Source organism: Bacteroidota bacterium, assembly GCA_005882315.1.
In the GTDB taxonomy this organism is placed as follows: Bacteria; Bacteroidota; Bacteroidia; order Chitinophagales; family Chitinophagaceae; genus VBAR01.
The window spans coordinates 2,221,737-2,248,072 of the sequence record VBAR01000001.1; the positions used below are offsets into that span (position 1 = coordinate 2,221,737).

The window sequence follows — 26,336 nt, forward strand, 5'->3', positions numbered from 1 at the left end:
TAAAAAAAATCGTTTTGAAGGCTTTATTATCAGCAGGGAAATTATGTAAAAGAAATTTCATTCTTCATGCAGCAACTGCATGCTTTATCGTACTTACTAACCCGTTCCATATAGCAGCACAGAAGGAGGCAAAACCATTGCCTCCTCTTTTTTTTGATAAAGGAAAACTTATTTATACACCCGATCCACAGGGCAACCGCATCCCCGATTTTTCTTACTGTGGCTATATGGCTTCTGAAAAACCGATACCAACAGTTCCCGTAAAAGTAGTTGTACCTGTTGCAAAAGGTGATGCTACACTCCGCATTCAATCGGCATTGGATTATGTTGCTTCATTGCCACTTGATGCAAATGGTTTTCGTGGTGCTGTATTGTTGCAAAAAGGAAATTATGAAGTGCTAGGGCAATTAAGAATTGCAGCTTCAGGAGTTGTATTGAGGGGTAGCGGTGTAAATAGTACAACTATAACGGGTGCAGGTACTGGAAGATTGGCATTGATAAAGATTGTTGGCAAGAATGATATTCCCAGAGATATGTATGGGTTAAAAATTACAGATGTGTATGTTCCTGTGAATGCTACAAAATTTAATGTTGACAGTTCAATTTTAATTAAAAGCCATTCCAATAAAATTATTATTCGTCGTCCATCAACTGAAAAATGGATTAAAGATTTAGCTACAGATCATTTTGGTGGAGGCATTACAGCATTGGGATGGAAGCCAGGCGATAGAGATTTGTTTTTCGACAGGACAATTACAAAAATTGATGGAACGACGATTACAATCGATGCTCCATTGACGACAGCTTTGGATACAACCTATGGCGGTGCTACAATTTATTTTTATAATGGCACAGGAAGAATCAATAATTGTGGCGTTGAGAATCTTCGTTGTTTATCTGTGTATGATAAAAACAACCCTAAAGATGAGGACCATCGCTGGAATGCGATCAATATTGAGAATGCAGAAGATTGTTGGGTAAGACAAATCAAATTTGAAAATTTTGCAGGTTCTGTCGTAAGTATTTTAGAAACATCAAAAAGAATTACAGTAGAAGATTGCAAATCGCTTTTACCTGTTTCAGAAATTGGTGGACAAAGACGTTATACTTTTTTAACTACTGGACAGCAAACATTATTTCAGCGTTGCTATGCGGAGAATGGTTATCATGATTTTGCTGTAGGCTATTGTGCTCCCGGTCCCAATGCATTCGTGCAATGCGAATCTGTTTTGCCCTATAGTTTTAGCGGTGCTATTGATAGTTGGGCAAGCGGTGTTTTGTTTGATGTAGTGAATGTAGATGGCAATGCACTGCGTTTTGGTAACCGCGGACAAGATGCAAATGGTGCAGGCTGGTCTGCGGCCAACAGTTTATTCTGGAATTGTTCAGCAGCAAGAATTGATTGTTATAAACCACCTACTGCACAAAACTGGTCATTCGGCAGCTGGAGCGAATTTTCGGGTGATGGTTATTGGGGAGAATCAAATAATACAATCACGCCAAGAAGTTTATTTTATCAGCAACTCAAAGAAAGATTAAATAAGAATATTGATGAACAGGCACAGTTATTATTTGTGCCAACAGAAGCTTCAAGCAGCCCATCTGTTGAGACGGCATTGGAGCTGACTAAGGAAGCATCAAAACCAAGAAAGCAGTTGAAGGAATGGATTGATGAAGCAGCAAAGCGAAATCCGATTTCAATAAATGTCAACAGTGCAAAAACAATTGATGAGATTGGTATTAAAAAACAAGAAGCTCCAAACTATGCCCCCGCAACTCAAATTAAAAACGGTTGGTTGGTGAGAGGAGATGAAATTGTAACGGGCAGAAGACAAAATGTTCCGTGGTGGAGTGGCGGAGTTCAAGGAAAAGACCTGCAAAATGCACAACCCGCAATTACAAGATTTGTTCCTGGTAGAACAGGCCGCGGCTTAACAGATGATTTAAATGAATTGACTGATGATATGAAGGCAAAGAATATTATCGGTATGGAACAGAATTATGGGTTGTGGTATGATAGAAGAAGAGATGATCATGAACGCACCAGGAGAATAGATGGCGAAGTATGGCCGCCGTTTTATGAACTCCCTTTTGCAAGAAGCGGAAAAGAGACCGCATGGGATGGGTTAAGTAAATATGATTTGACAAAATATAATCTTTTTTACTGGAGCCGTTTAAAGCAGTTCGCTGATTTAGCCGATCAAAAGGGTTTGCTGCTGGTTCATCAGAATTATTTTCAGCATAATATTATTGAGGCCGGTGCCCATTACGCAGATTTCCCCTGGCGTACCGCAAATAATATTAATAACACAGGTTTTGTAGAACCTGTTAACTATGCGGGTGATAAACGTATCTTTTATGCAGAACAATTTTATGATGTTTCAAATCCGGTTCGTAGAGAATTACATAAAAAATATATCCGTCAATGTTTGAATAATTTTAAAGACAACAATGGTGTGATACAATTAATAGGCGAGGAGTTCACAGGCCCCACCCATTTTGTAAAATTCTGGCTCGATGTAATTAAGGAATGGGAAAAGGAAACCGGCAAACACCCCATCATTGGTTTGAGTGTAACAAAAGATGTACAGGATTCAATTCTAAAAAATCCTGCGTATGCTGCAATTGTCGACCTGATTGATATCCGTTACTGGCATTACCAGGCTGATGGTACAACTTATGAGCCCAAAGGCGGACAAAGTTTAGCACCACGCCAACATGCAAGATTATTAAAACCAAAGAAAACAAGTTTTGAACAGGTTTATCGTGCAGTAAAGGAATATCGTGATAAATATCCCGGGAAAGCAGTTGTATATTCAGGTGATAGTTATCCAGAGTTTGGTATTGCAGTATTTATGGCGGGTGGAAGTTTAGCTGTTTTACCGGAAACTATCGATAATGAGGTCATGAAAGCAGCAACTGGTATGAAGCCGATTGCATCAACTGATAAGAACGAATATAGATTAAGTGATGGCAAAAAGAGTGTAATATATAATATAACAACAAGAAGTTTTTTAATAAGATAATAAAATAAATCCCAAACCAAACGATGCAGCCAACCGAAACAATTATAATCAGCATGGAAAAAAAGACAAGTAGCGGAAATAAATACCTTGTTCCATTCATACTTGTTGCCTTTCTTTTTTTCCTATGGGGAATGGTGCATAACCTTGATGGTATTTTGATTCCGCATCTGAAGAAAGCATGCCAGCTCAGTAACAGCCAGAGTACATTGATTGATGTCGCCATCTTCTTTGCTTATTTTATAATGGCTATACCGGCAGGTATGATCTTAAAAAAATGGGGATATAAAAATGGGATCATTGCTGGTTTGATACTGGCAGGTATCGGTGCTTTACTTTTTTTACCTGCCGCCAATTCCAGAACTTATGAATTGTTTTTATTGGCTTTGTTTGTTATTGGTTGTGGTATTACAATACTAGAAACAGCAGCAAATCCTTATGCAGCAATACTAGGTGATGCTAAAGGTGCAAGTACAAGATTAAACCTGGGAGCAGCTATAAATGGTCTTGCTGTTTTTATTGCGCCATTGATCGGGTCTGCTTTTATTTTTTCAGGTATTAATCACTCAGCTGATGAACTTGCTGCAATGACAGAGCCAGCCAGGCTTGCTTATCTCGATGGAGAATCAGCGGCGGTAAAGACTCCTTATATTTTTATTGCAGCAGGATTTTTATTTGTGGCATTATTGTTTTTCTTTTTCAAATTACCGGAAGTAAAAGACGAATCAAAAACAGCAAAGCTATCAGAGTTTATCCGTGCATTCAGGCATAAACATTTAAAGTGGGCAGTGATTGCGCAGTTTGCATATGTAGGCGCACAGGTATGTGTAACAAGTTTCTTTGTTCGCATGGCTATGAAGTACGGTGGAGTAGATGAAAAAACAGCCGGCTATTATCTCGGAACTATTTATGGCGTTTCATTTTTAGCAGGAAGATTTATCGGAACCGGGCTGACAAGATATTTTTCATCAGAAAGACTGCTGACTGTATTTTCTGTAATTGCAGCTTTGCTATGCTGCCTTGCAATGGCTACTCATGGTAAAATAATTATTTATTCTTTAGGTGCAATGGGCTTCTTCATGTCCATCATGTTTCCAACCATTTTTGCATTGGGATTGGTTGGACTGGATAAAGAAACAAAGATCGGTGGCTCATTGTTGGTGATGGCAATCGTTGGGGGTGCGGTGCTGCCTTATATAATGGGTAGAATAATTGATGCTTTTAATGATAATATTCAAATCGGGTATATCGTACCGTTGATCTGTTTTTTAGTAATAATATATTTTGCTGTAAGAGGCTATAAACCTGATTTAAAAACTGCTGAATAGAAATACAGAACGATGAAGTGTGCGACGCAACAAAAGATGAAAAGAATTACTGCAGCTGGTAACATAAAAAAATACCTGCTGAGTTTCCTGCTTTTTGTATGCCTGGCCAGTAATGCACAAGTGAAGCAATTAAAAATATCGGCTAATAAAAGGTTTTTCAGCACTACTGATGGTAAACCTTTTTTCTGGTTGGGCGATACTGGTTGGTTATTGTTTGTGAAATGCACCCGGGAAGATGCGATCCAATATTTGGAAACAAGAAAGCAACAAGGTTTTAATGTGGTGCAGGTAATGGTATTGCACGATATGAATAATACAAAAAATGTATATGGAGATCTGGCATTGATTAATGAAGATGTTTCAAAACCAAATACTACATATGGGAATACTTTTTCAAATGCTGAACAATATGATTACTGGGATCATGTCGACTTTATAGTAAACGAAGCAGCCAAACGCGGAATTTATATGGCAATGGTGCCAGTATGGGGAAGTAATGTAAAAAGCGGTAAAGTAAATGTTCAGCAGGCAGAGGCCTATGCAAAGTTTTTAGTGCACCGGTATAAAAATAGTTACAATATTATATGGTTGAATGGTGGTGATGTAAGAGGAACGGAGGGACTCGACGTATGGAAAGCAATAGGTACTACTTTAAAAAAGTATAACGCCAGGACTTTAGTAACCTATCATCCTCGTGGAAGAACTTCTTCCAGCGATTGGTTTCATAATGAAGCATGGCTTGATTTCAATATGTTTCAAAGCGGTCATAAAGATTATGCGCAGGATACGGTAAGCACGGAATCCCGGCATTATGGAGAAGATAACTGGAAGTATACAGAAACAGATTACAGGTTGATGCCTGTTAAGCCAACAATGGATGGTGAGCCTTCGTATGAAAATATACCACATGGATTGCATGATAGTCTGCAACCAAGATGGACAGCAGCTGATTTACGCCGTTATGCATACTGGAGTGTATTTGCAGGAGGTGCTGGATTTACTTATGGCGAAAATGGAGTGATGCAATTTAATAAGATGGGAGACTGGACTGCTAATTATGGTGTAGCGGCTGATTGGAAAAAATCAATCCTTTCACCGGGAGCAACGCAAATGAATTTTCTAAAAAAGTTAATGTTAGGTAAATCTTATTATGATCGTGTGCCTGCACAGGAACTGGTAATTGATAATGGCGAAAAATATGAGAGGATATTAGCCACAAAAGGTAAAAGCTATGCTTTGTTTTATGTTTATAATGGAAGGGAATTTAAAGTAGCTATGGATAAATTAAAATTTTATCCCTCAAAGGCAGGATGGTTTAATCCAAAGAATGGAGAAACAAAATGGATGACTGAATACAGGAATACAAAGGATAAAAAATTTGATCCTCCCGGTGAAAAAGAAAATGGAAATGACTGGGTTTTGATTTTGGAAAAATGAGCAGGAAGGTAATTACGATATTATTAGTTGTATTTATTATGTCCTGCAGTTCAAAAGCATATTTGTTTACTTCATTTAAAGAACCAGCTAATGAAGGTTTACGGATATTATATAGCAAAGATGGATACAACTGGAAGCGGATAGATTCAGTTCTTTTAAAGCCGTTGATCGGGAAAGATAAAATTATGCGTGACCCGTCGATGATCCAATCACCGGATGGAACATTTCATTTGGTATGGACAACAGAATGGAAAGGCGGAAATGGTTTTGGTTATGCAAGCAGTAGGAATTTAATTGACTGGACGGAACAGCAGTACATTCCTGTTATGCAGCATGAACCGACAGTCGTGAATGTATGGGCACCGGAATTATTTTATGATGATGAAGTGCAGCAATATATTATTATCTGGGCTAGTTGTATTCCTGGAAGGTTTGAAAAGGGAATTGAAGAAGATAGTAATAATCACAGGATGTATTATGTAACGACGAAGGATTTTAAAACATTTAGCGATACAAAATTGTTTCTTGATCCAAAGTTTAGTGTAATTGATGCGGTAATTGTGAAACGAGCAACAAAAGACTATGTACTGGTATTAAAAGATAATACAAGACCTGAAAGAAATATCAAAGTTGCTTTTGCAGATAATCCTCTAGGCCCATGGAAAAATATATCTGCTCCCTTTACTGAAAAATTTACAGAAGGTCCTGCGGTACTGAAAGTAAAAGATGGCTGGATGGTTTATTATGATGTGTACCAGAATAAAAAATACGGAGCAAGTTTTACAAAGGATTTTAAAACATTTGTAAAAGCTGATAGTTTAATTAGTGTTCCCGATGCACATAAGCACGGAACAATTTTGACAGTAGATAAAAAATATTTGAAGCAATTAATTAATAAATGAAATTTTTAAGAGGCATATCATTTTTTGTTTTGTTATTTATATCAATCGCAACAAATGCTCAGGATACTGTTCGTTATACCGGCAAAACACTTTCTAATGTGGATTATCATCATGGGCAATTAAGTCCGGCAATTGGCGTACACAATATTCAGACCATGAGAACTAATAGAGCTGATAATAATAACACCACTTCATGGACGTACAACCATGCACCGATGCTGGCTTATTGGAATAATGCATTTTACTTAGAATATTTGAGCAACCCTGTTGGCGAACATGTGGCTCCTGGACAAACATTACTGCAAACTTCTAAGGACGGATATAACTGGAGCAACCCTGTTGTTATTTTTCCTCCTTATAAAATTCCTGATGGATTTGTAAAAGAAGGGAAGAAGGATACAGCAAAAAACGATTATGCGGTAATGCACCAGCGGGTTGGTTTTTATACTTCTAAAAATAAGAGTTTATATGCCCTGGCCTATTATGGCATTGCCCTGGCAAAAGGTGATGATCCGAATGATGGCAATGGAATAGGTAGAGTAATACGAGAAATAAAAGCAGATGGCAGTTTCGGCCCCATTTTTTTCCTGCGCTATAATCATGCATTCAATGAAAAAAACACTTTATATCCTTTTTATAAATCATCCGGAGATAAAAACTTGATTGCTGCTTGTGAAGAAATTCTTGCTACTCCTTTATTAATGATGCAAACGGTTGAAGAAGGAGATCGGAACGACCCGCTGATCCCTTTGCAAAAAGATTTTAAAGCATTTAATTATTATCATTTGCCAAATGGAAATGTAGTGGGATTATGGAAATATGCACTTACAAGTATCAGCAAAAACGAAGGAAAGACATGGCTGTACAATCCAACAAGAGCACCGGGGTTTGTAAATGCTAATGCAAAGATCTGGGGACAAAAAACTTCCGATAAGAAATATGCAACGGTGTATAATCCCTCGGAGTTTCGCTGGCCATTGGCATTAAGTATTAGTGATGATGGATTGAAATATAAAAATCTCTTGCTTGTGAATGGTGAGATAACTTCTTTAAGATACGGAGGTGCATATAAAAGTTACGGCCCGCAATATGTTCGTGGTATCCAGGAGATGGATGGTACACCACCCGGTGGAAATATGTGGGTTACTTATAGCATGAACAAGGAAGATATATGGGTGAGTAAAATACCTATACCGGTAAAAGATAAAGAATTGAAGCATGTAGATGATAATTTCTCTGATGCTACTGTAATTAATAAATGGAATTTGTATAGTCCTTTATGGTGCAGGACAGTTGTGCAGGATAAAAAATTGAGTTTAGCAGATAGTGATCCCTTTGATTATGCAAAAGCTGAAAGAATATTTCCAAATTCAAAAAAAGTATCTGTTGAATTTGCAATAACACCGCAACAAAAAGATTTTGGCGCACTTGAAATTGAAATAGTAGATGCAAAAGGTACACCTTGTTTAAGGCTAATGTTTGACTCAACAGGAAATATATTGACTAAGCAAGGTTACCGCAATAAATCGCTGGGTAAATACAGTGCTGGTGAAACTGTAACCATGAGTGTTGAATTAAATACTACAACAAGATTTTATACTGTAATTATCAATGGAGGCAAACCAAATAACAATTTGTGTTTTGCACCGGTTGAGTCTGTTGAACGGATCGTTTTCAGAACAGGTAATACGCGACGTTTTCCGGATGCGGATACTCCTACTGACCAGGATTATGATCTACCCGACGCGGATCGAAGAGATAAGGAGGCGGTGTATCAGGTTCATTATTTAAAAACAAAAGCTTTATAAAATAATTATGTCATCAAATAACAAAACCACATTAGGAGTGATCATCGGCAATCGTGATTTCTTTCCCGATAAACTGGTAGCCGAAGCAAGAGCAGAAATTGTGAAACTGTTTAAAAGCTTAAGCATTACACCTGTACTCCTGAATGAAACAGAATCAAAATTGGGCGGGGTAGAAACATTTGCTGAAGCAAAAAAATGTGCGACATTGTTTAAGCAACATGCTGATGCAATTGACGGAATACTTGTCGTGCTTCCAAATTTTGGTGATGAAAAAGGAGTTGCGGAAACAATCAAGCTGTCAGGGCTGAATGTGCCGGTATTGATCCAGGCTCATCCTGATGACCTTGGGAAAATGGATGTGGTAAACAGGAGAGATGCATGGTGCGGAAAAATTTCCGTTTGCAATAACCTATACCAGTTCGGGATAAAATATTCCCTTACTACTAAACATGTAACTGCGGTAACCGACGAAACTTTTATTGACGATCTAAAAAAGTTTACTGCAGTTTGTAAAGTAGTGAAAGGATTGCGTAAGGTTCGTATCGGTGCTGTTGGTGCAAGACCGGGTGCATTTAACACTGTTCGGTACAGCGAAAAAATATTACAGCGTAATGGGATCTCAGTAACAACAGTTGATTTATCTGAAATTCTTGGGAACGCCAATAAGCTAAATGCTGATGATAAATCAGTAAAAGAAAAACTAGAAAAAATTCATGCATATACAAATACCGGGTTAACACCGCCGGATAAATTAGTGCAGATTGCAAAACTGGATGTAGTACTCGCCGATTTTATGACCGAAAATTATTTAGATGCAACAGCTATTCAGTGCTGGACCTCCCTTCAAAAAAATTATGGCTGTAATGTATGCACCAGCATGAGCATGATGAGTGAAAACATGCTGCCCAGTGCATGTGAAGTAGATGTAACGGGTACATTGACAATGTATGCCATGCAGCTTGCAAGCAGTACGCCATCTGCATTGGTTGACTGGAATAATAATTATGCAGACGATGATGAAAAATGTGTACTGTTTCATTGTGGCAACTGGGCTAAGAGCTTTTTGCCCGATATACAAATCAGCACAGCACCAATTCTTGGTACATCAGTAGGCACTGAAAACACTTATGGCGCATTAGATGGACGTACACCAGCATCTCCGTTAACTTACGGACGTATCAGTACAGATGATTGCAAAGGTGTTATGAAAGCATATATAGGAGAAGGTGAATTGACGAATGATGCACTGACAACATTTGGTAATCGTGCCGTAGCACAGATAAATAATTTGCAAGGGCTGATGCAGTATGTATGCCGCAACGGTTTCGAACATCATGTAGTAATGAATGCAAGCAAAACAGCAGGTGTATTAAAAGAAGCATTTGAAAATTATTTGGGATGGGAAACTTATCAGCATTAATGAAGTAATGACTTGTCTCGGCATTTATGATTTGCCCCGGCATTCATGCCGGGGAATAATTTAGAATAAAAATGACAACAAAAGACCTAAAAATAAAATCGATCAACTACAGGAAAAGAATCCTGAAGTATATCGTTGGCGCTAATGCGGGACATACCGGTGGTAGCCTGTCTTGTACAGATATATTAAATGTATTGTACAATCATGTTCTTAATGTATCGCCACAAAATTTTTCATCGTCTGACAGAGATAGGTACATACAGAGTAAAGGACATTGTGTCGAAGCTTTGTTTGTAGTACTAGCTGATCAAGGATTTTTCCCTGAAGAAGATTTGAATACACTATGTAAATACAAATCGCATTATATCGGTCATCCTACCAAAAAAGTAAAAGGAGTGGAACAGAATACCGGAGCATTGGGACATGGTCTGCCGATTTGCGTAGGAACTGCCATTGCCGCTAAGATGGATAATAAAAATTATAGAGTATTTACATTGATGGGTGATGGCGAATTGCCCGAAGGAAGTAACTGGGAAGCAGCGTTGAGTGCTTCACATTACAAGCTCGACAACCTGTGTGCAATTGTAGACAAGAACAATTTGCAGATAACAGCACCAACATCGGATGTAATGAGCACCGACCCTTTGGATAAAAAATGGGAAGCATTTGGTTGGGCAGTAAAAGAAGTAAATGGTAATGATATTGATGAACTGAAGGAAGCATTTGCTGCATTGCCTTTTGAAAAAGAAAAACCATCGGTAATTATTGCACATACCACGAAGGGCAAAGGAGTAAGTTTTATGGAGAATGAACTGAAATGGCATCACGGCGTACCGAATAAAGAGCAGTATGAGTTGGCGCAACAGGAATTGGACAATGCATTAAACGTAATTTAAGAATGGCTGAACAAATAAATATACCACCTGGTGGAGATAAACCTAACCAGGATATTTTTTCTGAAACATTACAACGGTTAGCAGCAACTGACCGGGATATTATTGCTGTAACAAGTGATTCAAGAGGTTCGGGTAAACTGGTAGCGTTTGGAAAACAATTTCCTCAGCAGATCGTAGAAGTAGGTATTGCTGAGCAAAATCTGGTAGGCGTAGCAGCCGGTCTTGTATCATGTGGTAAAAAAGTATTTGCAGTTTCACCGGCATGTTTTTTAACAGCAAGAGCACTGGAGCAAATAAAAAATGATATCTGCTACAGTGATAATCCGGCTACAGTAGTAGGCATCAGTGCTGGTGTTAGCTATGGTGCACTTGGAAGTACACATCACAGTCTGCATGATTTTGCTGTACTGCGAGCTATTAATAATGTCATCGTTGTAGCTCCGGCTGATAATTATGAAACAGCAAAAGCAACCGAACTCGCAGCAGAAAGCAAGCATCCGGTGTATTTGCGTTTTGGTAAAAAGGTTATGCCAGCATTAAAGCAGAATAATAGTGATGGGTTTGTTTTTGGTAAAGGCAGAGTAATAATGGAAGGAAATGATGTAGCGATAATTGCGAATGGAGAAACGGTATATCCTGCTGTAAAAGCAGCAGAGAAATTAAAAACACAGGGAATTGCCGCTACTGTTGTGAGCATGCATACGATTAAACCGTTGGATACGGAATTGCTTTCAAAACTGGCTTCAACATGCAAAGCAATTATCACGGTAGAAGAACACAGTGTGTATGGTGGTCTGGGTGAAGCCTGCGCATCCTATTTATTGCAGCAGGGTTTTACAAAGCCGTTTAAGATCATTGGTATTCCTGATGAGTATACTGTTACCGGTCCGCAACAGGATATTTTTAATCATTACGGTATAAGTGAGAAAGGAATTGCTGATGCTGTTCTTGGATTATTAAAATAATTATGATGTTAAAACGATTGTCCTTTTTTTTATTATTGCTTTCTTGTTTGTTTATTCAATGCAAAAGCAAATCATCTGGAGATAAGAAACATAAAATTGCTGTGGTAGTTTCTACGCTCAACAATCCCTGGTTTGTTTTTTTAGCGGAAACAGCAACCGCCAAAGCAAAAACATTGGGCTACGAAGCAAAAATTTTTGATTCGCAAAACAATACAGCTTTGGAAAGCGACCATTTCGAAAACATTATTGTCGCTGGGTTTGATGCAATTCTTTTTAACTCAACCGATGCTGATGGCTCTGTTGCCAATGTAATGAAAGCAAAAGCTGCTGGTGTTCCCGTATTTTGTATGGACAGAGAAATTAATTCACTCAATGCCGCCACTTCGCAAATACTAAGCGATAGTTATTCCGGCGCTGTTGCCATTGGAAAATATTTTACACAGCAATTGAATAAAAAAGGGAATTATGTAGAACTGTTAGGGATCGTTGGTGATAATAATACATGGGCAAGAAGTAAAGGTTTTCATAGCGTGGTGGATAATTACAAAGGTTTTAAAATGGTTGCACAGCAAAGTGCTGAGTTCGACCAGAATAAGGCGATGGAAGTAATGGAATCCATTTTACAGGCACATCCGGATATTGATGGAGTGTTCTGCGGTAATGATGGTATGGCATTGGGTGCTTACCAGGCATTATTATCCGCAGGTAAAGCTGATAGAGTAAAAGTGTTTGGCTTTGATGGAGCGGAAGATGTAATAACTTCTATCGGCGAAAATAAAGTGGCAGCAACCGGTATGCAGTTTCCGAAAGTGATGGCAGAAACAGCGGCGCAATATGCAGATGAATATATAAAGGGACGAAGGGATTTTCCGCAGAAAGTGCCCGTAGCAGTTGAATTGGTGACAGCAAAGAATATAAAAAATTATATCGCTTACGGAAAAAAATAATTAAAGTGAACAAATACATAAAATACTGTTTGCTTTTAGTTCTAGTTGCATTGCTGGCTTACAAGTCTGTGTATTTTGAAAAGCTGAGTGCAAGAAAAAACAATGCTGCGGTTTCTTTTGACGCAGTTGGGTTCAGTAAAAAACTGTGGGAAGAAAAAATGCCGGAAAAGTTGGATAGTGCTATTGACCTCTCTCAACTAATTACCGCAATTGACAAAGAAGGCGAAACCTCAATAAACAAATACACCAATGCGCTTGCTATCGGTAATTATCGCTATGCATTGGTGAAGCTGAATGCAATTGTAACGGATGTAAAAGAAGATGAAGTAATGCTTTCAATGAAGCATGGTGATTCATTGCTTACCGTAAACCTGGCAACTGAATTTATTTATGGCAATGCCATACGTGATGCATCGGGTTTGGTACAGGTAAAAGATTTCCCTAATACGACTGATTTAAATAGCATTTCAGAAGAACTGAATAAAATTATCCGTACAAGCATATTACCAACATTTAAGACATCAGTTAAAAAAGGCGATAATTTAAATGTGGTTGCGGCAGTAGAATTGAACAAAGAACATATTCACTGGAGTAATATGGAATTATTACCGGTAAGAATTCAAGTAGTAAACTAAATGCTGGAAGCAAAACATATAACAAAACGGTTTGATGGGGTGATAGCTTTGTCGGATGTAAATCTTCAGTTGCATCCGGGTAAGGTCAATGCCATCATTGGCGAGAATGGCGCCGGTAAGTCAACACTGATGAAAATATTTTCTGGCGTACATACACAATACGAAGGAGAGATTGTACTGAACGGAGACGTCGTTCGTTTTGCCAACACCAAAGAAGCTGAAGTTGCGGGCATTGCCATCATTCACCAGGAACTTAACCTGGTTCCTTATTTATCCGTTACAGAAAATATTTTTTTAGGAAGGGAACTGGTGAACTCTTTTGGTGTACTGGATAAAAAAAAGATGCAGCAAGAAACAGCTGTCTTGCTGAAAAGACTGAATCTGAATGTAAGCCCGTCTACAAAAATCGTCACATTAAAAGTCGGCCAGCAACAATTGGTAGAAATTGCAAAAGCATTATATACGAATGCGACAATAATAATTATGGACGAACCGACTTCTGCTATCAGCGATAAAGAAGTGGAAAATCTATTTGGGATCATAGCACAACTTAAAAAGGAAGGAAAAACGATTGTATATATCTCGCACAAATTAAAAGAGCTATTTACCATTGCTGACAACTATATTATTTTAAGAGATGGTCAAACGGTGGACGCAGGTGAAATGAGATCGGTAACACAAGATGAACTGATACAGAAAATGACAGGCAGGAAGTTGGGCTTTGAAAAATCAGGCAAGACAATTAGTGATGCACCAGTTTTGTTAACAGTTAAAAACCTAAGCTTACGTCACCCGGTATTACGATTTACTGATGTACTTTCTGATATTTCATTTGACCTGCACAAAGGTGAAATACTGGGTGTGTACGGGTTAATGGGTGCAGGCCGTACAGAGTTAATGGAATCCATTTTTGGTTTGCATCCACGCAATGCCAGCGGGGAAATTAATATCAAGGATCAACCTATAAAAATAAAATCACCGGCTGATGCAATTGCTGCAGGTATTGCCTTAGTTCCGGAAGATAGAAAACTGCATGGACTCGTATTGAATCAAACTATCAAATCAAATATCAGCATCACAGTATTAAAGCAATTAGAAAACTGGGGTTTGATATTAAACGGTAAAAAAGAAAATCAACTTTCTAAAAATTACATCAATCAATTGGGTATTAAAACTAATTCTGATACTGCAGCCGCAAAAAGCCTCAGCGGCGGTAACCAGCAAAAAATTGTATTGGCAAAATGGCTGGCTACAAACCCACAGGTATTATTATTAGATGAACCGACAAGAGGTATTGATATTAACGCTAAAGCAGAAATTTATAAACTGATGAAATCACTGGCAGCAACCGGAATGGGTATTGTGATGGTCTCATCCGAGTTGCCAGAAATATTAGCAGTTTCAGATAGAGTATTGGTGTTGTGCGAAGGAGAACTCACTGCATCAATTCCAATTGAAGAAGCCACCGAAGCAGGAATTTTAAAATATGCTTTGCATAAAAACACAACAGCAGCATGACAAAATCTTTAAGCATACAACAAGTTCCAATTAAAAGATTTCAATCACTGATTGCGCTGCTGTTACTATGTGTCATTCTCAGTATTCTTACAGATAAATTTTTTACTGCTGAAAACGGGTTAAATGTATTGCGTCAAGTAGCTGTTAATGCCTGCATTGCCACAGGTATGACACTGATCGTATTAACTGGGGGCATTGATTTATCTGTTGGTTCGGTATTGGCATTATGCGGGGCAGTTACAGCCGGTCTTTTTAAAAACGGATTAGAATTCCCATCATCAGACTTGTTTGTAGGATTTACAATCACAGGCGCATTGCTTGCTGGTTTGTTATTGGGTGCATTGCTCGGCTGGTTCAACGGATTTACAGTTACAAAATTTAATGTACCTCCTTTTGTTGCAACCCTGGCTATGCTCACTATTGCGAGAGGGTTTACCATGTTGTATACAAAGGGCCATCCTATCAGCAATCTCGGAAATGACTTTGCATTCATCGGCTCTGGTTCATTGATAGGTATTCCTGTACCGGTTTGGCTGGCGATTGTCGTTGTGCTGATCGCTGTGTTCATTACACAAAAAACAAAACTCGGCCGGTATATATATGCTATTGGTGGCAATGAGCAAGCTGCAAAACTATCCGGCATCAATATCAAGAAAGTAAAGATGACCGTGTATGCGATTGCAGGTGCTTTAGCGGCGTTGGGGGGTATAATTGTTACGGCCCGTCTCGATTCTGCGCAACCTAATGCAGGCATGAGTTACGAATTGGATGCGATTGCAGCGGTGGTAATTGGTGGCACTTCGTTAAGCGGTGGTAAAGGATCGGTGTGGGGCACTGTGATGGGTGCTATTATTATTGGTGTGTTGAATAATGGATTGGTATTGCTAAATGTTTCACCTTTCTGGCAGCAGGTGGTGAAGGGTGGTGTCATATTGTTAGCAGTTATTATTGATAAGATAGGAGAGAAGAAGGACTAGAAAAATTTTATGTTACCTGAATTGCTCTGGTCTTTAGACCGGAGACATAAATAAAAGTGATAAGTAAAAAATACATATTAGCAATTGACCAGGGCACCAGCTCCACCAAATCATTGATCTTTGATAGTGCAGGCATTGCCATTGCTAAAGGTTCAGAAACTTTACACACTTCATATCTCGATAATGGTTTTGTAGAACAGGATGCAGAAGAAATTTATCAGAACGTTTTATTATCAGTTAAAAAATGTTTACAGCAATTCACAGAAAAAGGATTTAATGCAAATGATATAGCAGCTATCGCCATTTCCAATCAAAGGGAAACATTTGTTATTTGGGATAAAGATGGTAAGCCATTACATCCTGCTATAGTCTGGCAATGCAAACGTTCCGTTCAGGTCTGCGAAGATTTAAAACAAAAAGGATTATCAGAAACTGTAAATGTGAAAACCGGTTTGGTGATTGACCCTTATTTTTCCGCCACCAAACTTATCTGGCTCAATCAGAATAATCAAGCTATACAAACTGCCATCTTTAAAGGCGAAGCTTTCTTTGGAACAATAGATACATGGCTACTTTACAAGTTTACAAATGGAAAAGAATACGCAACAGATTATACAAATGCATCAAGAACATTATTTTTCAACCTGCATACATTGGAATGGGATGAGGAATTAATTAGCCAGTTTGGATTAGCTGAACTTAATCTTCCTGAGCTAAAGGCATCTTCATCCTTATTTGGTGAAACAACACTCAACAATCTTTTACCAGGACCAGTTCCTATTACAGCCTTGATCGGCGATTCACATGCAGCAGCTTTTGGGGAAGGTTGCTTTGAAGCAGGTACAGCCAAAGCCACACTCGGCACCGGCTGCAGTATTTTAATGAATATTGGAAGCAAACCCATTCAATCAGGAAACGGAATGGTAACAACCATTTGCTGGAGTACAGAAGGCAGAATTGATTATGCTCTGGAAGGTGTGATTGTTTCCTGCGGCGCTACCATTGAATGGTTAAAAAATGAACTAAACTTATTTAGTAGCAGTAAAGAAACCGAAACAATGGCAAACGCTATTGCTGATAATGGCGGAGTTTATCTTGTTCCCGCATTCAGTGGATTGGGTTCGCCACATTGGCAAATGGGAAGAAAGGCTTCGTTGTCAGGGATCAATTTCGGCACAACGAAAAATCATATTGTAAGGGCCGCACTGGAATCAATCCCTTATCAAATCGCAGATGTAATTGCTGCAATGGAAGATGATGCAAAGCTTTCCTTAAAAGAACTAATGGCAGATGGGGGTATAACCGCTAATAAATTCGTGATTCAATTCCTCGCCGATCTGTTGAATAAACCTGTTGCAACCATTGGCATGCCCGATGTATCTGCATTAGGCGCAGCTTATCTCGCAGGATTAGAAATTGGGGTTTATGAAAACATTGAGAGTTTAAAAAAGCTGAATACTGATAAAACTTTCTATCATCCAAAAATTGAGACGGGTAGTATGAATAAAAACTATACTGGCTGGCAGAAAATAATTAAAAGCGGAAACACGAATTGAAAAATTGTTTAACCATATTATTTATTGGCTTGTCTTGCTTCAATTGTTTTTCACAAAGCAATACAAAGCCACTTGTACTGAAGGCTGATAATTTCAAACATTATGTTGATTACTTCAACAAAATGGAAACGCCGAACATTGAGCAAGCAATACCAAATGACAGTGCCTGGACATGGATGAAGAAAAATATCCCACTTTTTGAATGTCCGCAACAGAATTTTGAAGAGATATTTTATTTCCGTTGGTGGACTTTACGTAAGCATATTAAAAAAACAGAGAAGGGTTTTGTGTTTACGGAGTTTTTGATCCAACGTAGTTATGCAGATAAATATAATCTTATTAGCAGTGCATTGGGTCATCATATTTATGAGAGCCGTTGGTTGCATGATAAGCAGTATATGGATAATAATCTTCATGTATGGCTGCGTGGAAATAATGGAAAACCGATGAGTAAGCTGCGATTTTACAGCGGATGGTATATAGATGCAATTTATAATCGCTACTTAGTTAACCAGGATAAGAAATTCATTACAGATTTATTGCCCGATTTAGAAAACGATTATGAAGCATGGGAACATGAAAAAAGATCAGCAAGCGGTTTATTCTGGCAATATGATGTCAGGGATGCGATGGAAGAAACAATTAGTGGCGGGAGAAGGGAAAAGAATCCAAGACCTTCTATTAATGGATACATGTATGGTAATGCCATGGCGATGCAAAAAATAAATTTACTTACGGGGAATGGACGTAAAGGTTTCTTTTATCAGCAAAAAGCAGACTCTATGAAATCATTGGTCCAATCAAAACTCTGGAATGATAGAAATGAATTTTTTGAAGTAAGAAAGGAGCAAGGAGATACATTAGCTAATGTGCGGGAAGAGATTGGTTTTATTCCCTGGTATTTTAATATGCCCGATAGCAATTATAGTATTGCCTGGAAGCATTTAATGGATAAGAAAACATTTTGTGCTCCGTTTGGTATTACGACCGCCGACAGAAGTCACCCTCAATTCCGTACACATGGTTGCTGTAACTGTGAGTGGGATGGAGCTGTGTGGCCTTTCGCCACTTCGCAAACATTAACAGGAATGGCTAACCTGTTGAATAATTATAAACAAGATTATGTAGCCGACAGCAATTATTTTGATCTGCTTGAAACTTATGTCGAATCACAATACTATCGTGGCCGTCCTTATGTAGGTGAATACCTTGATGAAAAAACCGGTTACTGGTTGAAAGGAGATGAAGAAAGAAGCCGCTATTATAATCATTCGACTTTTAATGATCTGATCATTACAGGTTTGGTTGGCTTGCGACCAAGAGCTGATAATATAATTGAAGTGAATTCTCTTTTGCCGGATAATAAATGGGATTGGTTTTGCCTGGATAATATTTTATATCATGGGAAAATTATAACCATCCTTTGGGATAAAGATGGAGCTAAATATAAAAGAGGAAAAGGTTTGCAGGTATTCGTAAATGGGAAAAAAGTGGCCGCTTCCAATAATTTGGAAAGAGTTACAGGAAAATTATAGGTATTAAGGAATGCGCAAAAAAATCATACATATTATTCTCTTTATTCACTATTCACTATTCACCATTCACCTCTCTGCTCAACAGACAGAAAAAGTATATCTCTCTGGTACCGGCAGTGATAATACAAAGCAATGGGAATTCATGTGTACAGGAGGAATGAATGCAAACAAATGGACAACAATTCCAGTTCCTTCATGCTGGGAGTTGCAGGGTTTCGGAAAATATGATTATGGTTTTGCAAAAGATAGTGTAAGAGGCAAGGAGAAAGGATTGTATAAATATTCATTTAACGTTCCTGCGGCATGGAAAGGAAAAGCCATCAATTTAGTTTTTGAAGGTGTGATGACAGATGCTGAAGTAAAAATAAATGGACAATCAGCAGGCGAAGTACACCAAGGCGCTTTTTATGCTTTTAAATATGACATAACTAAGTTACTTAAATATGGAGAAAAGAATTTGCTGGAAGTAACAGTTGCCAAACATTCATCAAACGAATCTGTCAATAATGCAGAACGTAAAGCTGACTTTTGGATATTCGGTGGCATCTTTCGGCCGGTATGGTTGGAGGTGTTGCCGAAAAATCATATTGACGATGTAGAAATAAATGGTTTTGCTTCAGGCTTTATAAGAGGCAGTTTTGTTACAAATATTTTAGCAATCGACTGTGATTTTGCTGACGTCCAAATAAAAGACATAAAAGGAAAGTTGGTTGATACAATACATGCCTCTGAAGGTGGATTAAATTACAGTCTATTCTCTTTCCAAAAGCGTATAAAGAATATTCTTGCCTGGAACCCTGAAAGTCCAACTTTATATTATGCAACTCTAACTGTTTATAATAAGGGAAAAATTCTTCATACTGTTACACAAAGATTTGGTTTCAGAACAATCGAGTTAAAACAAAGGGATGGTATTTACGTAAATGGAGTAAAAATAAAGTTCAAAGGCGTAAATCGCCATTCATTCAGACCTGAAACCGGAAGAGCGACGAGCAAACAAAACAGTATTGAAGATGTATTGCTGATGAAAGATATGAACATGAATGCAGTTCGCATGTCTCACTATCCACCTGATGGTCATTTCTTAGATGTATGTGATTCATTGGGATTGTTTGTGATGGATGAACTGGCGGGCTGGCATGGACATTATGATACACCAACAGGAACTAAACTGGTGAGAGAAATGATAGCCCATGATATTAACCACCCTTCAATTATTTTTTGGGCAAATGGAAATGAAGGTGGGCACAATTTTGAATTGGATAGTCTACTTGGTTTTTACGAAAACTCGCCAATTGTTGTTCACCCCTGGCAGTTATTTAATGGAATAGAAACACAACATTACCGTGAATACAATTATGGCATTGGCAATTATGAACAAGGAAGAGAGATCGTAATGCCAACAGAATTTTTACACGGACAATTTGATGGTGGTCATGGTGCAGGTCTGGAAGATTATTGGGAAAAAATGTGGCATGATCCTTTAAGTGCAGGCGGTTTTCTTTGGGACTTTGCTGATAATGCTGTTGTAAGAAAAGATTTGAAAGATTCATTAGATACAGATAAGCATCGTGCAGCAGATGGAATATTAGGGCCGCATCATGAAAAGGAGGGGAGTTATTATGCGATCAAGGAAATATGGAGCCCGGTTTATTTTGAGCGAAAAGAAATTACTGCTGCATTTGATGGTAAGTTAAATATTGAAAACAGGTATCATTTTACGAATCTTAACCAGCTTTCATTTTCTTATAAGCTAAAGATTATTACAACTCCTAATTTGCCAGAGAAGACCGGGAGTATTGCAGCGCCGGATATAAAACCAAGGGGAAAAGGAGTTTTGAAAATTAAATTGCCTGCTGACTGGAAAGATTTTTACGCTTTGTATATAACTGTAAAAGACAAATCAGGTAAAGAAATACTAACAAAAAGCTTCCCGATCATCAGGCCTGTGTACTTAAAAAATATTCTTGAAGCAGATGAAGGGCTTTCATCACCATTACTATCACAGACCGACAGTTTATTTACAGTAAAAACAAATACCAACGAAGTCTCTTTTCATAAAAGAACCGGGTTGTTGACTGAAGTAAGAACTACAAAAGGAATAATACCACTCACTAATGGTCCCATCATTCAGGAAGGAATAAATAATTTCGGTTCGTTCACGGCAAGACAGGATGGCAAAAATATTATTATCAGTTCAGTGTTTGAAAAAAAAGAGCATTACAATACATTGGAGTGGATTATCTATCCCACCGGCATAATTAAAATGGAGGTTAACTATTTTCCTGCTGCATATTTCACATCGTTTGTTGGTGTAAATTTTTCTTATCCTGAAAAGCGGGTAAGGGAAGCTAATTATATGGGTGATGGCCCCTATCGTGTATGGAAAAACCGAATGAGAGGAACGCAATTTGGTGTATGGGCAAAAAAATATAATAATACTGAAACTGGTGAGTCGCCCTGGATTTACCCTGAGTTTAAAGGGTATTATTCAAATCTATACTGGTGTGTGTTCAAGGGAGACGATCATTCTTTTACTGTTACTACACCGGATGAAAATGTTTTTCTCAGGTTGTTTACTCCTGCATGGAAAACCGATCAGTGGCATAATTATGAACCCCTCTTTCCGTCAGGAGATATTTCCTTCATGAATGGTATCAGTAGTATAGGGACTAAAACACAGCGTAATGAAACCACAGGTCCGATGGGCTTAAAGAATATTTTTTATGATTATGAAAAGGATCCGGCAAGGGCTTTGAAACTTATTTTATATTTTGATTTTTCAGCAAACCGATAATAATGAAATTGAAGCTTACAATATTTTTCTTCTTTCTTTTATTTCACCAGTTGCATGCACAGATGATCGTACAAAATCTTAGATGTGAAATGCTGGTTAATCCATTGGGAATTGATATAAAAGAACCACGTTTAAGCTGGCAATTAAGTTCTGATCAAAGAAATGTTCAGCAAACAGCTTATGAAATTATTGTTTCATCAAGCAGGGAAAAATTATCAAAAAATGATGGCGATGTGTGGAGTTCTGGTAAAATCAATAGTTCTCAATCTATACATGTAGAATATGCTGGCAAAGAATTGCAAAGTGGTAAAGAATATTTCTGGAAAGTAAGATCATTTACCAATAAAGGTGAAACAGCATGGAGCGAATCAGCTTATTGGTCAATGGGGTTATTAAATAAAACTGATTGGAAAGCGAAATGGATCGGCTATGACAAGGCTTCGCCATGGGATAGCATTACACAATGGTCAAGACTTTCTGCCCGGTATTTAAGAAAGAAATTTCGAACAACTGATGACATTAAAAAAGCTACGGTTTATATTTCAGGTTTGGGTTTATATGAATTATATATCAATGGTGAAAAGATCGGAGATCAGGTATTGGCTCCTAATCCAACTGACTATAGAAAATCATTTTTCTACAATACTTATGATGTAACGGAGCAAGTAAGAACGGGTGCTAATACAGTTGCTGCAGTTTTGGGTAATGGTCGTTTTTTTACAATGCGGCAGAATTATAAAACACAAAAGCATAACACATTCGGTTATCCAAAGTTGTTACTGCAGTTAGAGATTGAATATGCTGCTGGAGGTAAAACAGTAATTGTGACTGGCGAAACATGGAAGCTTAATGTAGATGGTCCGATAAGAACAAATAATGAGTATGACGGTGAAGAGTATGATGCAACAAAAGAATTCCGAGGCTGGAATAATATAGGGTTTGACGAGAGTAAATGGATGAAACCTGAATTAGTCGCTGCACCACCAGGAAAAATGATTGCCCAAATGAGTGAACCGATGAAAGTGATGCAGATCATTAAACCTGTATCAATTAAGCCTGCAAGCAACGGGAAGTATATACTTGACATGGGACAGAACTTTGCAGGATGGCTTAAAGTTATTGTTGAAGGCAAAAGAGGCCAGCAAATAAAACTTCGCTATGCAGAAAGCTTACAATCCAATGGAGAATTATTTACTGCAAACCTGCGTGATGCCAGAGTTACAGACATATATACATTAAGAGGCCATGGACTGGAGGTCTCTCTTTCACCGAGTCCTGTAGAATCATGGGAACCTTCATTTGTTTATCATGGGTTTCGTTATGTAGAGATAACTGGTTTTCCTGGTACACCAACTATAAGTGATTTTGAAGGCAAGCTTATCTATGATGGATTTGAAACAACCGGTTCATTTGTTACATCAAATTCTGTTATCAATAGTATTTATAAAAATGCATGGTGGGGTATTGCTTCTAATTATAAAGGTATGCCCATTGATTGTCCACAGCGAAATGAACGGCAACCATGGCTTGGTGATAGGGTTATTGGCGCAATGGGAGAAAGTTATTTATTTAACAATGCAAAGCTTTATGCAAAATGGATGGATGACATCCAGCAATCACAGACAGAAGAAGGCGCTATCCCGGATGTAGCACCTGCCTTCTGGAATTATTATTCGGATGATGTTACATGGCCGGCAGCTTTCATTACCATCAGTAATAATTTATACAACCAGTTTGGCGATATAAAACCCATTCAAAAAAATTATGCATCTATGAAAAAATGGATGCAGTATATGCAGGGCAAATACATGACGAATTATATTGTAACAAGAGATAAGTATGGCGACTGGTGTGTACCGCCGGAAGACCTGAAGCTGATACATGCAAAAGATTCTTCCCGTTTAACAGACGGCAAATTAATAGCAACGGCTTACTATTATAAACTGCTTTCTTATATGCAGCGTTTTGCAAAACTTACTGGTAATGATTCAGACAGTAAAGAATATGAGATGCTGGCAGAAAATATGAAAAAAGCTTTTCATCAAAAATTTTATAACCCGTTGCAATACGGTTATTCCAATAATACAATTACAGCGAACCTGTTACCCTTATATTTTGGTATTTGTCCTGATTCATTAAAGGAAAAAGTGTTTGCCAATATATACCATAAAATCACTGTGGAAAGTAAAGACCACATCAGTACAGGACTCATCGGTACTCAATATTTAATGAGAGGTTTAACTGAATACGATAACACGAACCTTGCATTTAAATTGGCTTCTAATACTACCTACCCGAGCTACGGTTATATGGCTGCCAACGGCGCCACCACCATTTGGGAATTATGGAACGGCAACACAGCAGATCCTGGCATGAACAGTCAAAACCATGTAATGATGCTGGGTGATCTACTGATCTGGTATTATGAAAACCTGGCAGGAATACGAACCGATAAAACGAGTGTTGGATTTAAAAAAATAATTATGAAACCATCGCTCCCGGACGATCTGCATTTTGTAAATGCATCTTATAAGAGCATACATGGAATAATTAAGAGTGATTGGAAAAAGAATGATAAGACTTTTGAATGGAGTGTTTCAATTCCCGCCAACACTTCTGCAACTGTTTATATTCCTGCAAGATCTGTAAATGATGTTATGGAGTCCGGAAAGGAATTATCAAAAGCAGAAGGTGTGTTATCCGTGAAATGGGAAAATGGTTCAGTAATTGTGCAAATCGGAAGTGGACAATACAATTTTATATCGCAAATAAAATAAAAATGAGAATGAGGTTTTTGCAAAAGATAGTTATTGTTATAGCCATTATACTGATAACGAAACCTACGATTGGCCAAACAGCGGCAGATACAGCACTTGAAAACAAAGCATCAGAATGGGTGGCTTCGCTGAAATTGAGTGATAATACAAAAGCACAAAAACTAAAATCAGCTATTGCAATCCATCTTACGGCTGTCAGGGATTGGCATAATAGCCATCCTTTTACAATGACCCCTGAAGGCATTAATCCAACAACAGGCGGCAAGCTTTCTGAAATGGACAGGCAACTAATTATCTGCTCCACAAAGCCAAGATCTGTTCACGATAACCTGATGAATGTTTTGAAAACAGAACTGGATTCTTTGCAAGTGGAGGCGATACTAGATAAATACACGATTGGCAAAGTTGATTTCACCTTAAAGGGGTATAAAGCAATTGTTCCTGACTTAACGCCAAAAGAAGAAGCAGAAATTCTCAAGAACCTAAAACAAGCAAGAGAGCAGGCAATAGATTACAAGAACATGAAAGAGATATCTGCCATTTTTGAAATTTATAAAACAAAATGTGAGCAGTACCTGAATAATAATGGCCGCAACTGGAGACAGATGTACAAAGCCTATGTCGATAAAGTAAATGCTGAAAAGAAAGCAAAACAAAACTGATCAAACATGAAAACGAGGATTGCAATACTTTTTATTTTAACTATTTTATCTGTTGTTGATCTGTCAGCACAGAAAGACAAATGGAAGAAAGGAATTCTTGTTGATGAATTCATTTATACAGAAGCATCTTTTCCGGAAGCTCATGCTTCAACGATTGCTGAAACTCCGGATGGGTTGATAGCTGCCTGGTTTGGTGGTACAAAAGAAGGAAATAAAGATGTATGCATCTGGACAAGCAAATTGGTGAATAATAAATGGACTGCTCCTGAAAAAGTTGCTGAAGGGATTATTAATGACACATTGCGTTATGCATGTTACAATCCAGTTTTATTTTATGCACCAAATAAAGAGTTATTGTTGTTCTATAAGATCGGGCCAAATGTGGCAGGCTGGACTGGCTGGATGATGCGAAGCAAAGACAATGGAAAAACATGGAGTCAAAGAGAGAAACTACCAGAAGGTTTTTTAGGGCCTATAAAAAATAAACCAGAGTTGATCAATGGTGTGTTGTTGTGTCCTAGCAGTACAGAAAAAAATGGTTGGAAAGCTCATATTGAATACACAACTGATTTCGGAAAGACATGGACAAAGAGTGAAGCGATCAATGATCCTAAAATAATACAGGCCATACAACCAAGTATATTGAAGTATTCAGATGGTCGTTTACAGATCTTATGCAGAAGCAGAAATGCAACACTCAACGAAAGCTGGAGCAGCGATGGCGGTAAAACATGGAGCGAAATGAAGGCATCCCCATTACCGAATAATAATTCCGGGACAGACGCTGTAACATTAAAAGATGGACGACAGTTGCTGGTGTATAATCATTTGTTGCCTGATTCATCGTGGGTGAATGGTAAGGGGCCACGTACACCATTGAATGTAGCGATAAGTAAAGATGGAAAGACATGGTATGCAGCATTGGTACTGGAAGACTCACCTATCAGCCAGTATTCCTATCCATCGGTAATACAATCAAAAGATGGAATGGTGCATATTGTTTATACATGGAGAAGGCAAAGAATAAAGTATGTAAAAATTGACCCTAAGAAATTGAAAGGTGAAAAGATCATTAATAAACAATGGCCGGGCGGATTGAAGGTTGTAGGTAAGACTTCTGAGGATTAATTATGAGTTATGAATTATGAATTGC

18 protein-coding genes are annotated in these 26,336 nt (G+C 38.1%); all 18 read left to right on the forward strand.

The annotated features are described in order from the left end of the window. Positions 1-14 precede the first annotated feature (14 nt). The 18 genes from E6H07_09150 to E6H07_09235 all read left to right on the forward strand — a co-directional run bounded on the left by E6H07_09150 (position 15) and on the right by E6H07_09235 (position 26,311). Complete coding sequence (locus E6H07_09150; protein ID TMI66051.1) at positions 15-3,026, forward strand: pectate lyase; 3,012 nt, start codon at positions 15-17, stop codon at positions 3,024-3,026. 23 nt (positions 3,027-3,049) lie between these two features. Further along, the gene (gene fucP, locus E6H07_09155; protein TMI66052.1) at positions 3,050-4,351 is read left to right on the forward strand and encodes an L-fucose:H+ symporter permease; all 1,302 of its coding nucleotides are present in this window, start codon (positions 3,050-3,052) and stop codon (positions 4,349-4,351) included. A gap of 36 nt (positions 4,352-4,387) precedes the next feature. Next, positions 4,388-5,788 carry a DUF4038 domain-containing protein gene (locus tag E6H07_09160; protein ID TMI66053.1) on the forward strand — a complete coding sequence of 467 codons (1,401 nt, stop codon included), beginning with the start codon at positions 4,388-4,390 and terminating at the stop codon, positions 5,786-5,788. Further along, entirely contained in the window at positions 5,785-6,690 is a 906-nt protein-coding gene (locus E6H07_09165; protein ID TMI66054.1) for an arabinosidase, read from the forward strand. Before E6H07_09160 ends, E6H07_09165 begins: the two co-directional genes overlap by 4 nt. Then, positions 6,687-8,498, forward strand: a complete 1,812-nt coding sequence (locus E6H07_09170) for a six-hairpin glycosidase (GenBank protein ID TMI66055.1) — start codon at positions 6,687-6,689, stop codon at positions 8,496-8,498. The genes E6H07_09165 and E6H07_09170 overlap by 4 nt, the downstream gene beginning before the upstream one ends. Before the next feature lie 7 nt (positions 8,499-8,505). Continuing rightward, positions 8,506-9,918, forward strand: coding sequence for a fucose isomerase (locus E6H07_09175; GenBank protein TMI66056.1), 1,413 nt, complete (start codon positions 8,506-8,508; stop codon positions 9,916-9,918). Positions 9,919-9,989: 71 nt separating this feature from the next. Then, complete coding sequence (locus tag E6H07_09180; protein TMI66057.1) at positions 9,990-10,814, forward strand: transketolase; 825 nt, start codon at positions 9,990-9,992, stop codon at positions 10,812-10,814. A 2-nt stretch (positions 10,815-10,816) separates the two neighbouring features. After that, entirely contained in the window at positions 10,817-11,779 is a 963-nt protein-coding gene (locus tag E6H07_09185) for a transketolase family protein (GenBank protein ID TMI66058.1), read from the forward strand. Between the two features lie 5 nt (positions 11,780-11,784). Continuing rightward, positions 11,785-12,726, forward strand: coding sequence for a D-ribose ABC transporter substrate-binding protein (locus E6H07_09190; GenBank protein ID TMI66059.1), 942 nt, complete (start codon positions 11,785-11,787; stop codon positions 12,724-12,726). Then, positions 12,675-13,361: a DUF2291 domain-containing protein gene (locus E6H07_09195; GenBank protein TMI66060.1), complete on the forward strand. Its 687-nt coding sequence runs from the start codon at positions 12,675-12,677 to the stop codon at positions 13,359-13,361. The genes E6H07_09190 and E6H07_09195 overlap by 52 nt, the downstream gene beginning before the upstream one ends. Then, positions 13,362-14,879 carry a sugar ABC transporter ATP-binding protein gene (locus tag E6H07_09200; GenBank protein ID TMI66061.1) on the forward strand — a complete coding sequence of 506 codons (1,518 nt, stop codon included), beginning with the start codon at positions 13,362-13,364 and terminating at the stop codon, positions 14,877-14,879. Further along, complete coding sequence (rbsC, locus tag E6H07_09205; protein ID TMI66062.1) at positions 14,876-15,856, forward strand: ribose ABC transporter permease; 981 nt, start codon at positions 14,876-14,878, stop codon at positions 15,854-15,856. Before E6H07_09200 ends, rbsC begins: the two co-directional genes overlap by 4 nt. A gap of 59 nt (positions 15,857-15,915) precedes the next feature. Further along, positions 15,916-17,412: a glycerol kinase GlpK gene (gene glpK / locus E6H07_09210; GenBank protein ID TMI66512.1), complete on the forward strand. Its 1,497-nt coding sequence runs from the start codon at positions 15,916-15,918 to the stop codon at positions 17,410-17,412. Positions 17,413-17,426: 14 nt separating this feature from the next. Next, on the forward strand, positions 17,427-18,947 hold the full coding sequence (locus tag E6H07_09215) for a glycoside hydrolase (GenBank protein TMI66513.1): 1,521 nt from the start codon (positions 17,427-17,429) through the stop codon (positions 18,945-18,947). A 10-nt stretch (positions 18,948-18,957) separates the two neighbouring features. Then, complete coding sequence (locus tag E6H07_09220) at positions 18,958-21,744, forward strand: glycoside hydrolase family 2 (GenBank protein TMI66063.1); 2,787 nt, start codon at positions 18,958-18,960, stop codon at positions 21,742-21,744. A gap of 2 nt (positions 21,745-21,746) precedes the next feature. Beyond that, the gene (locus tag E6H07_09225) at positions 21,747-24,521 is read left to right on the forward strand and encodes an alpha-rhamnosidase (protein TMI66064.1); all 2,775 of its coding nucleotides are present in this window, start codon (positions 21,747-21,749) and stop codon (positions 24,519-24,521) included. Continuing rightward, complete coding sequence (locus E6H07_09230; protein TMI66065.1) at positions 24,452-25,183, forward strand: DUF3826 domain-containing protein; 732 nt, start codon at positions 24,452-24,454, stop codon at positions 25,181-25,183. Before E6H07_09225 ends, E6H07_09230 begins: the two co-directional genes overlap by 70 nt. A 6-nt stretch (positions 25,184-25,189) precedes the next feature. Then, on the forward strand, positions 25,190-26,311 hold the full coding sequence (locus E6H07_09235; GenBank protein ID TMI66066.1) for a sialidase: 1,122 nt from the start codon (positions 25,190-25,192) through the stop codon (positions 26,309-26,311). The last annotated feature ends 25 nt before the right edge of the window (positions 26,312-26,336 follow it).

Excerpts from the sequence above, each read along its gene's own strand:
- fucP (TMI66052.1), top strand. The coding sequence starts at position 3,050 with ATGCAGCCAACCGAAACAATTATAATCAGCATGGAAAAAAAGACAAGT.
- E6H07_09160 (TMI66053.1), top strand. The coding sequence starts at position 4,388 with ATGAAAAGAATTACTGCAGCTGGTAACATAAAAAAATACCTGCTGAGT.
- E6H07_09165 (TMI66054.1), top strand. The coding sequence starts at position 5,785 with ATGAGCAGGAAGGTAATTACGATATTATTAGTTGTATTTATTATGTCC.
- E6H07_09170 (TMI66055.1), top strand. The coding sequence starts at position 6,687 with ATGAAATTTTTAAGAGGCATATCATTTTTTGTTTTGTTATTTATATCA.
- E6H07_09175 (TMI66056.1), top strand. The coding sequence starts at position 8,506 with ATGTCATCAAATAACAAAACCACATTAGGAGTGATCATCGGCAATCGT.
- E6H07_09180 (TMI66057.1), top strand. The coding sequence starts at position 9,990 with ATGACAACAAAAGACCTAAAAATAAAATCGATCAACTACAGGAAAAGA.
- E6H07_09185 (TMI66058.1), top strand. The coding sequence starts at position 10,817 with ATGGCTGAACAAATAAATATACCACCTGGTGGAGATAAACCTAACCAG.
- E6H07_09190 (TMI66059.1), top strand. The coding sequence starts at position 11,785 with ATGTTAAAACGATTGTCCTTTTTTTTATTATTGCTTTCTTGTTTGTTT.
- E6H07_09200 (TMI66061.1), top strand. The coding sequence starts at position 13,362 with ATGCTGGAAGCAAAACATATAACAAAACGGTTTGATGGGGTGATAGCT.
- rbsC (TMI66062.1), top strand. The coding sequence starts at position 14,876 with ATGACAAAATCTTTAAGCATACAACAAGTTCCAATTAAAAGATTTCAA.
- E6H07_09220 (TMI66063.1), top strand. The coding sequence starts at position 18,958 with ATGCGCAAAAAAATCATACATATTATTCTCTTTATTCACTATTCACTA.
- E6H07_09225 (TMI66064.1), top strand. The coding sequence starts at position 21,747 with ATGAAATTGAAGCTTACAATATTTTTCTTCTTTCTTTTATTTCACCAG.
- E6H07_09230 (TMI66065.1), top strand. The coding sequence starts at position 24,452 with ATGGGAAAATGGTTCAGTAATTGTGCAAATCGGAAGTGGACAATACAA.
- E6H07_09235 (TMI66066.1), top strand. The coding sequence starts at position 25,190 with ATGAAAACGAGGATTGCAATACTTTTTATTTTAACTATTTTATCTGTT.